The organism is Streptomyces sp. NPDC037389, assembly GCF_040636475.1.
GTDB lineage: Bacteria > Actinomycetota > Actinomycetes > Streptomycetales > Streptomycetaceae > Streptomyces > Streptomyces hesseae.
Genome location: NZ_JBEZUS010000022.1, coordinates 39,042 through 48,033 on the forward strand (window position 1 = coordinate 39,042; position 8,992 = coordinate 48,033).

Genomic DNA, 8,992 nt, shown 5'->3' on the forward strand with positions numbered 1-8,992 from the left:
CACCGGTTGGGCGGGAGATCGTCAGGTGCTTGCCTTGAGGGCGGAGCTGGGGAGCCGGCCGAAGCGGGCGCCTTCCCGCTGCGCGTCGTATTGGCGGATGCGGACGGGGATGCGGGAGTTGGGGGCTTCCACGGCGGTGCCGGGGGTGACGACGATCAGGACGTGGGCGGGGCCGTCGGCTTGCATCTCGGTGAAGATCAGGTCGCCGGGCTGCTCCTGGCCGCTTGGGACGGGGGTGGCGATGGTGTACATCTCCTGGCTGGTGCGGACGGTGAGCTGGTAACCGGCCTGGCGCCAGCCGTAGACGATGAGCCCGGAGCAGTCGAAGGAGTCGGGCCCGGTGGCTCCCCAGACGTAGGGCTTGCCGACCTGCTGCATCATCACCTGCAGCGCCGTGGCCGTGGCGCCGGTGGCGGCGGTGGTGACGGCCGTGCATCCGGTGACGTCGACCTGGCCGTCGGTCCCGCCGCCGATCGAGGAGACGATCTGGACGGCGTGCTGTTCGTGTTTGGCGTAGGCGTCGGGGAAGCCGCTGCGCTCGACGGCCTGGGCCGCATTGTTGATGCTCATGGACTGCCAGTTGGGGACGTCGCTGTACAGGACGCTGAAGAACTTCCGGGCCGAGTACTCGGGGGTGAGGATCTGCTCGCGGGTGCCCCAGCCCTGCGAGGGCCGCATCTGGAACAGGCCGAGCGAGTCGAGATCGCCGTAGGGCAGGTTCCGGAGGCCGGATTCCTGCAGGGCGGCGGTGATGGCGACGACCAGGCCGCGCGTGGGGACCTGGAGCTGTTTGCCGACTCCGATGATGACCTGGGCCATCTTGATCTGCTCGGTGTCGAGCTGGGTCGATCCGTCGCCTTTGCCGATGGGGACGCCCGCGACGGGGCAGCTGACGCCGGTCATCGTGGTGGCGCTGGCGCCCGTGGTGGTCAGGGCGGAGAGGGAGAGGGCGGCGATGGTGCCGAGTCCGACGGTGGCCGCCGCGAGGGCAGCGGCCACCCGCCGGCCGGCCCGGGGGGCGGCCGGCGCGAGGAGCATGGTCATGATCCCGCCTGGGCTCCGGGCTTGATTTCCCCGACGAGCCACCGGTCGCCCGCCCACAGCATGCCGATGGTGACGGGGCCCCGGTCGGTGGAGACGGCGGCGGAGGTGATCGGGCCGCCGCCGGTGTCGGTGAGCTTGGCGTCCCCGACGCGGGTGGCCGGTACGCGCGAGGGGTCGGTGGAGCGCAGCATGGTCAGCAGCCGGTCGGTGGTGTAGGGCTCGAGCTGCTTGAGCCAGGCCCCGGGGTCGGGGTTGTGGGAGGCCCAGGCCTCGACGAAGGTGTGTGCGGTCTTGAGGGCCGCTGTGCTGTCGGGCCGGGCGGAGGCGGCTGCGGAGGGCGCCGCTTTCGAGGGCCGCGTGCCTTCTGGCGCGACGGTGGTCGCTGCCGTGTTGCTGTGGTGCTCGTCCTGGCAGGAGTTGGCCAGCACCAGTAGAGCGATGACGGCTGCGACGACGGCCAGGAGGCGCTTGGGGGAGTACAGAGGCCAGCGCAGGGCATCGCGGAGCTGGTCACGCATCGGGGTCCTCCTCGCGCTGGGGCGTGCTGGTGTCTGAGTCGGTGGTGTGGGTGGTGTAGCCGCCACCGTTGGTCGGGCTGTAGACGACGAACACGCGCTGGCCGTCGTTGTCGATCACCTCGGGCGCACGGGGAGGCTGGGGCCGGCTGCCCTCGTGCTCGGCCGCACCCGGCCCGGGCGCGACGCCGGAAGGGGGCGGGGACGGCGGGTTCGGCTGGCCCTGTGCGGAGCGGGAGAGTACCGCCAGCAGGGGCAGGAGATTGGCGTCGGGGGGCAGAATGGGCACGCTCGGCGTCGGGGCGCGACGGGGGCTGGCGGCTGTCGTTGTGCCGCCGGAAGCCGGCGGGGGCGAGGTGGGCCGGGCGGGCGGTACGAAGGTGTAGAAGCCGCCGTCATCCGGCTCGTGGACGTACGGGCGCGTCGGGCGCTCTCCGCGGGCATACGCTGCGGCCGCTTCCTGCTGCTTGGCCTCGGCTTTGCGCCCGGCGAGCACGTGGTGGGGTTCCGCGCCGTCGGCGGGCCAGGGGCTCTTGGGGGCGTGAGCCGGTTTCGGGGGAGGCCCGGCGGGCACATCGGGCTGGGGAACGTCCCAGGTGTCGTTGTGTTCGTCCCAGCTGCGGCCCGGGCCCCAGTACCCGGGGTGGTCCAGGTTGTCGGCGGGCTGTTCGGGCTCGTACGTGCCCACCTCGGCCCAGGGCTCGTCGGGGCCGCGCCGGGTGAAGCGGCGGGTGGTGTCCTCGTCGTCCGGGATCTGGTCGGCGTTGGCGGTCTCGTCGGGCTCCTCGACGCGCCGTCCTTGGCCGAAGCCGCCCTTGCCGTTGATCATCTTGCCGATCTGGTGCGCGCTCCAGCGTCCCTTGGCGTAGCCGAGGACGGCGCCGCCGGCGAAGGTCTTGGCCCGGCCGAGCACGCCCCAGCCGCGGCCGAACCAGTCCGTGTTCGGGCCGACCATGGCGTTCAGGCGCCGGAAGGGCTTGCTGATCGACCACAGCATCATCGTCAGGATCCAGATCAGGACCACGGCGAACCAGGTGGGCAGGCCGGAGCTCGGGTCGAGGACGGTGTCGATGAAGACGGCGTCCAACCCCGCGGCGAGGACGAAGAGGGGCGCGTTGATCATTGCCGCCGCGCCGGAGCGGCCCAGGGTGCGCAGGGTGCCGGCCATCTGGCGGTGCAGGGCGATCGGCGCGATCGCGGGCAGGAAGACCACGATGAGCTTGAGGATGAAGCGGGCGCAGATGATGACGATCGAGGCCATGAAAGAGTACAAATTGGAGGGAATGGCACCCATCGCCGTGTCGAAGGATGCGCCGAGCCGCCCGTCCGCCGTGCCCTTGACGTGCTCGTAGGCCTCGGCGTCCTCCTTCTTGATCTTGGCGGCGATGTCCTCGAAGGCCTTCTGCTTCTTCTCGATGACCTTCTGGCGCTCCTCGGGGGGCAGCTTGGCCTCGGCCCAGGTCAGGGCCTGGGCGTCGTAGAGCTGCATGCCGTACTTCTTGGCGACGGGGCTGTCGGCGCTGCCGAACTCGCCGCGCAGCCAGCCGTTGAAGAGCACGGCGGAGCCGAGGAGGTTGCCCTGGCTGGTGGAGGGGTCGGCGCCTTTGGAGACGTCGCCAGCGAGGCCCTGCTGGACCTGGCCGACGGTCTGGGTGATGGCGGTGTCGGCCAGGGAGCCGGCCTCGGCGGGGTAGGAGAAGGCGATGGTGGCGGTGGTCATCACCACGGCCGCCCAGATCAGCGACTTCGCGGTGGCGGGCAGATCCTTGCGGGTGGCCTGGTAGACGGTGATCACGCCCAGCAGCAGCAGGGAGATGCCGATCCACGGGGTGTAGACGGCGTCCCGGGCGGCCTTTGTGGCCTTGGCGAAGGCGGTGTTGAGCTTGGTCATGTAGCCGTCGCCGGACGCCTCCTGCTGGAGGTTGACGGCCAGGGTGGTCCACCATTTCGAGCCGCCGAAGAGCAAGTTGGCCCAGGTGGTGCCCATGGCGGCGTTCGCGCTGGAGACGAATCCGGCGGTGCTGGAGCACGAGAGGTCGTAGGTGTGCCACTTCAGGCCGGCGAAGCCGTACTGCTCGTAGATGTGCGCGGAGGCCCGGGGATCTGACGGGTCGATCGGCGCCGGGATGGTCTTGGGCTCGTGCTGGGCCCAGGAGTCGTCGCCCCGGCCGGGCATGGCCGGGACCGGGGGCTTCTTGCAGTCCGGTGCCGCGCCGAAGGGGTCCGGGACGAGGGGTTTGGGCTTGTCCGCCTTGTCGCCGGGCTTGAGGCAGTAGTCGTAGGCCGGGGTCCCCTTGAGCTTGTCGCACGCGTCATCGGCGGGCTTCTCCGCGGGCTTCTCCGCCGGCTTCTCCGCCGGCTTCTCCGCCGGCTGGTCGGTCTTGCCCTTGTCTTTGTCCTTGTCGCCGGCCTTGACGCAGAAGTCGTAGGCGGGGCTGCCCTTGAGCTTGTCGCAGGGGTCGGGATCAGCGTGGGAGATGCCGGCCTGGGGGCCGATGAGGAAGCCGCCGACGATGGTCAGCAGCAACGCCAGCAGCCACAGGCGCCGGGCGCGGTGGCTGGCGAGCCTCCGCTGCCGGGGGAGTCCGGTCATCGCAGGGCTCCCTCGTCCTTGACCAGGGAGAGCACGCTCTGGTCGGTCCACGGGTTGGTGGCGGCGGGGCGCTGCGCTGCGCGGGGGTTGGCGGTGGTGTTGAGGACGGCGAGCAGGTCGGGCCGGTGCTGGAGGTCGACGGTGATGCGCTCGATGCCGCCGTCGCCGTCGTCGAAGATGAACTCGCGGTTGGGCCGCTTGCCGTCCGATCCGCGGGTGCGCTGGGACAGGCCGGCGAGGACCTCTTCGTAGCCGTTGCCGGGCTCGATGTTGATCAGGCGCAGGGCGGCGCGCTGGGCTTCCAGGCCGGTGGTCTGCCCGATGAACGCGCTGTCGATCCAGTTGCCGAGGTCGGCCGCGAGGAGCTCCTGGGCGTCCTGCGAGGCGACCAGCGCGCGGACGTTGTGCTTGCGGGAGTCGCGGCCGGTCTTCTTGATCAGGGTCCGGCCGGACGCCACGCTCATCAGTGCCCAGCTCTCGTCGAGGAAGAGGCCCTTGCGGGCGTGCATCTCGCGGTCGTAGATCGAGCGCTGCGCGTACCAGCCGGCCAGGTACAGCAGCGGCATGGAGTATTGCTCGTCGAGCGTCCATTCCGAGGCGGCGACGCCGGCGGTGGGCAGGGTCAGGCCCTTGAGCGACATGACGACCAGGCGGTGGTGTTCGGTGAGGTAGGCGTCGTCGCCGCCGTCGACGGAGGGGAAGATCAGCTGTCCCTGGGGCAGCTCGGCCGCGCCCTGGAGCAGCTCGGCCAGGTGCCGGGCGTGTTCCTCCAGGGAGCCGTCGAGGTCCCGCAGGGCGTTGACGACGGCGTACGGGGAGCTACGCATCGAGGTGTCGGCGCGCATCGCTGCCATCATCAGCGCCTTGTTGGTCATCTCGCTGGTGCGCAGCGACTCGGGGAGCAGTCCGCGCAGGACGTCCACGGCGAGGGTGCGGCGCTGGGCGTGCGCGGCCTGCTCGGCGGCGCGGAAGGCCCGCTCGGCGGCGCCGGCCGGGTCGGGCTTGTCCTGGTACTCCTCGGGCGCGTAGTGGTCGCGCCTGGGGTCGGGGATGACGCGGTAGGGGTTGAGGGTGCCGGCCTCGGCGCTCATCAGGTCGATCTCGCGGGCGAACGGGCGCAGTTCGGGGAGCTGGCACAGGCGGGTGAGCGGGCCGGAGGGGTCCAGGCACACGAATCTCTCGCCCATGCGCGACGCGTCGTACATGATCTTGCCCGCGAGGGTGGACTTGCCGCCGCCGAGGGTGCTGACGATCGGGGTGAGCCCGGAGCGCTCGCGGACCTCGGTGCTGCGCCAGGGGTGCCACATGACGGCGCGGCGGGAGACGCCGCTGGTGTAGCCGAGGTTGATGCCGGAGCGGTCGCCGACCAGGGCGGAGGCGGCGGGCAGCGCCCCCGCGACCGTGGTCACCGGCAGGCGCCGCTTGTAGGCGTCGTTCGCGAGCGGCTCGCAGGGGATGAACTCCCTGGCCAGCCGGTACTGGTCGGCGGGGTGCTGGACGAGGATCTGCGGCTTGTAGAGGGTCTGGACGCGCTTGACGCGGTCGAGGACCTGCTCGGGGGTGGTCCCGGAGACCGCGACGCGGTACCAGCCGGCGGTGCGGGTCGAGATACCGGCGAATCCCTCGGACTTGATCTCGTCCTCGGTCTGCAGGCCCTGGTCGCGCTGGCGGGCCAGCTGCTGGGGGATGTCGACGTCGTGCTCGACGTGGTGCTTGACCTGGTAGTGGATGCGGGCGAGCTGGTCGCGCATCTCCTTGTTGACCTCCGCGCTGGGGCGGACGTCGAAGGTGGCCGAGACCTCGTAGGGGAAGGGCAGGCGGTCCAGGCGCTGGAGCCAGGGCCCGTAGCCGGACTCGGGGATGGCGGGCAGGGCCATGCGGCCAAGGGTGAGGACGGAGACGTAGCGCTGGATGGTGCGGCCGTCGCGGTGCCCGGTGACGGTCAGGTGCGGGGCGTACGGCTCGGGGGAAGCCCACTCGACGGCGTCGGTGTAGGCGGCGAGGTCCTCTTCGTGCCACTGGTCGTCCGGCTGTGCGGGGACGTCGAGGGGTGCGGGCAGGCCGAGGCCCAGGGACCGGCTGAGCAGCCAGTCCATGTCGGCGGCGGAGGCGGGCCGGGCGGACATGCCGGCCGAGCGCATGGTGGAGTCGACCTCTTGCACGTCGCGGGCCAGGGCGTCGAGCTCGCGCTGGCCGGAGGAGAGCAGGCGGTGGGTCTGGCGCCCGAGGCCGGACAGTCGGCCGATGTGCACGCCGTAGTAGACGACCTTGTCGTCCAGCGGCAGGTTGCCGACCTTGATCTGCTCCTCGTGCAGGTAGCGGTCCCAGCCCGGCAGCGGGTCGATGACGGTGGAGTGCAGGGCCTGGGCCCAGCGGGCCACGGGGTAGGGACGGTGAGTGACGCGCAGGTGCACGCGGCGGCCGGCGAGTTCGGCCAGGCGCTGGGCATGGGCGCCCAGCAGCGCGTTGCGGTCGGTGTCGGTCAGGAAGGACCAGCGCTGGGGCGCGGCGACGTACCAGGCGGTGACGGTGCCGGTGCGGCCGATGGCGAGGTGGCCGGTGATGCCGGTGAGCTGCAGGCCGCTGCGGTGGGCGGTGTCCTGCTTGGCTGCGGGGCGCCTGGTGGTGAACAGGCGGGCCGTCAGACCCTGCCTTTCGGCGCGGGGTTTGCGGGTGTGGTGCTGGGACACGGACTCTCCCCTTGGTGTTGGGCAGGCGGCTCTTCCGCGTGGTAGGCGCGGGCCGCGCAGGGGTGGGGTGGTGCGGTTCAGCTGGTGCGAGTGCGGCGGCGGAGGCCGCGGAGGGTCAGGCGGGTGTGCTTCGCCTCGTGCTTGGCCGTGCGAGGGGCGCTGACCTCGTGCCAGAAGGTCACGGCAACGGCCCGGGCCGTGTGCTCGTGGTCGACCCGGTCCATGATCTTCATCGTGGACCAGATGGTGATCAGCAGTCCGTAGACGGCGTTCCAGGGGCTGATCAGGCCGGTCCAGATCTCCAGGAGGAGGATCACGGCGTAGATGAGGATGCCGATGCCGTAGGCGCGGTAGCGCACGCGCCAGGGCAGGGTCTGGCGGGGCGGGCCGAGGAAGTAGTCGTCCACGGCATACACCTCGTCGTCGGTGTGCATGCGCATGACAGTCCTCGCCTACTTCCAGATCCAGCCGCTCAGGAATTCGCCCACGGCCGTGCCCTTGCTGGACAGGCCGATGATCGCCAGGCCGACCAGGGCGATGCCGCCGACGGTCATGGAACCGGCCCAGTCCTTGCGGCGCGCGCCGAAGATGATGACCAGGCCCGCGATGAGGATGCCGACCTGCAGGGCATCGGCCTTGAGGAACTCCTGCAGGCCGCCGGTGGTGAACGCGGCCAGGACCACCGGGGCGCCGGCGGCCTGCAGACGGCCCGGCTCCGGCAGCCCCCGCAGCGCCGCCCGCAGCTGCCGCCGCCGGCACCAGGAGCGAAGACGCCCGGCGCGCGGGGAGTCCGCGGGCACGGTTGGCGTGACGTCAGGGTCGTGCATGGTGGTTTGCCCTTCCGCTGAGGGTCACATGCCGTCAAATCACATGTGACTTACGGGACATGGAGAGCCAGCATAGGCTCTGAGGCCCTTGTTGCGTAGGCCAATTACCTAATTGCCCAGACGTTCTCTGCAGGTCAGAGCGGCCCCCCTAGCATGTCTAACGAGACTTGGCGGAGGGCCGGTTACGGGGCGGACAGAGTGGGGCGATGCGATGTGGGTGGCCGTAGGCAGGGGCAAGGGCGGCGCGGGCTGCAGCACGTCGGTGCTGGAGCTGGCCTACGCCGCCACCCGGCGCCGGCGAGGGCGCCGCGGCCGCAGAGTGGCGGTCCTCGACCTTGACCCCCAGGGGGACGCCACCGACGTCCTGGAGCCCGCCTCACGGCGCCTGGGAATGAAGGACGCCCTTTCCTCCCGGCCCTTTCCGCTGCGCGAAGTCCTCGTGCCCACAGCCTGGCCCCATGTCCTCGTCGCACCAGCCGACCGATTTCTCGCCAACAGGGAAATCGACATGACCGGAGATGCCGTTACGGCATTGCGCCGGACCCGCCTTTCCGGCGAGCTCGACGACCTCGTGGACGACGTCATCCTCGATTTACCGAAGGGCGTCGGACGGCTCACCACCGCCGGGCTCCTCGCGGCGCAGCACCTGCTCATCACAGCCCCTGCCACCGTCTGGGGGGCACAGGGCGCAGAAGAAATGCGATACACCGCAGAGCGCATCGCCAGGCAAAGAAACCAGGAACTGGACATTGCCGGGGTAATTGTCACCGAATTCGACAATTCCAAGGATTCGCAGCGCGTCCTCAACAACATGCGCGAGAAATTCGGAAGAAAAATGATCGGTCCGCCGATTCCCCGCCGGGTGCGTGTCCGCGAGGCAATCGAGAGCTATCACACAGCATGCAGAGAATTCGGCGGCGAGGATCTTTCCGAGGTGGCCGACATCTACCAGAGCATTTATGACCAGATGCTCTCAAGGGGGACTGTCACGTGACAGGCCAGAAAAGCGACCGCACTCGTGGGCGACGCCACAGGAAAAGGGTCCGGCAGGACCCCGCAGAAATCGTCGAACGAAAGGAGCCCGACCCTGTCGATCTCATTCTCGCCACCATGTCGCCCCCCGCGACAGCCGGCGGCGACACGGCGACAGCCCGGGCGACAGGCGACAGCGACACGGCGACACCGTCGGCGACAAGCGACAGGCGAGGCGACAACCCAGGCGACAGGCGACAGGCGACAGCGACAGTGTCGGCGACAAGCGACAGCGACAGGCGACACGAGGTCGGCGACACCGCGACACGGCGACAGGCGACAGCGACAGTG

7 protein-coding genes are annotated in these 8,992 nt (G+C 70.4%); 1 reads left to right on the plus strand and 6 read right to left on the minus strand.

The window, feature by feature from the left end:
- Nucleotides 1-21 precede the first annotated feature (21 nt).
- The 6 genes from AB0E98_RS31550 to AB0E98_RS31575 all read right to left on the minus strand — a co-directional run bounded on the left by AB0E98_RS31550 (nt 22) and on the right by AB0E98_RS31575 (nt 7,669).
- Nucleotides 22-1,044 carry an NlpC/P60 family protein gene (locus AB0E98_RS31550; RefSeq protein WP_361709352.1) on the minus strand — a complete coding sequence of 341 codons (1,023 nt, stop codon included), beginning with the start codon at nt 1,042-1,044 and terminating at the stop codon, nt 22-24.
- On the minus strand, nt 1,041-1,562 hold the full coding sequence (locus AB0E98_RS31555) for a hypothetical protein (RefSeq protein ID WP_361709354.1): 522 nt from the start codon (nt 1,560-1,562) through the stop codon (nt 1,041-1,043). Before AB0E98_RS31555 ends, AB0E98_RS31550 begins: the two co-directional genes overlap by 4 nt.
- Nucleotides 1,555-4,152 (minus strand): hypothetical protein, encoded by a 2,598-nt coding sequence (locus tag AB0E98_RS31560; protein WP_361709355.1) that lies wholly within the window; start codon nt 4,150-4,152, stop codon nt 1,555-1,557. Before AB0E98_RS31560 ends, AB0E98_RS31555 begins: the two co-directional genes overlap by 8 nt.
- Complete coding sequence (locus AB0E98_RS31565; protein WP_361709358.1) at nt 4,149-6,842, minus strand: ATP-binding protein; 2,694 nt, start codon at nt 6,840-6,842, stop codon at nt 4,149-4,151. The genes AB0E98_RS31560 and AB0E98_RS31565 overlap by 4 nt, the downstream gene beginning before the upstream one ends.
- Nucleotides 6,843-6,919: 77 nt before the next feature.
- Nucleotides 6,920-7,282: a hypothetical protein gene (locus tag AB0E98_RS31570; protein ID WP_361709361.1), complete on the minus strand. Its 363-nt coding sequence runs from the start codon at nt 7,280-7,282 to the stop codon at nt 6,920-6,922.
- A gap of 12 nt (nt 7,283-7,294) precedes the next feature.
- Complete coding sequence (locus tag AB0E98_RS31575; protein ID WP_361709364.1) at nt 7,295-7,669, minus strand: hypothetical protein; 375 nt, start codon at nt 7,667-7,669, stop codon at nt 7,295-7,297.
- A gap of 211 nt (nt 7,670-7,880) precedes the next feature.
- Between AB0E98_RS31575 and AB0E98_RS31580 the strand changes: the two genes are divergently transcribed.
- On the plus strand, nt 7,881-8,663 hold the full coding sequence (locus tag AB0E98_RS31580) for a ParA family protein (protein ID WP_361709365.1): 783 nt from the start codon (nt 7,881-7,883) through the stop codon (nt 8,661-8,663).
- The last annotated feature ends 329 nt before the right edge of the window (nt 8,664-8,992 follow it).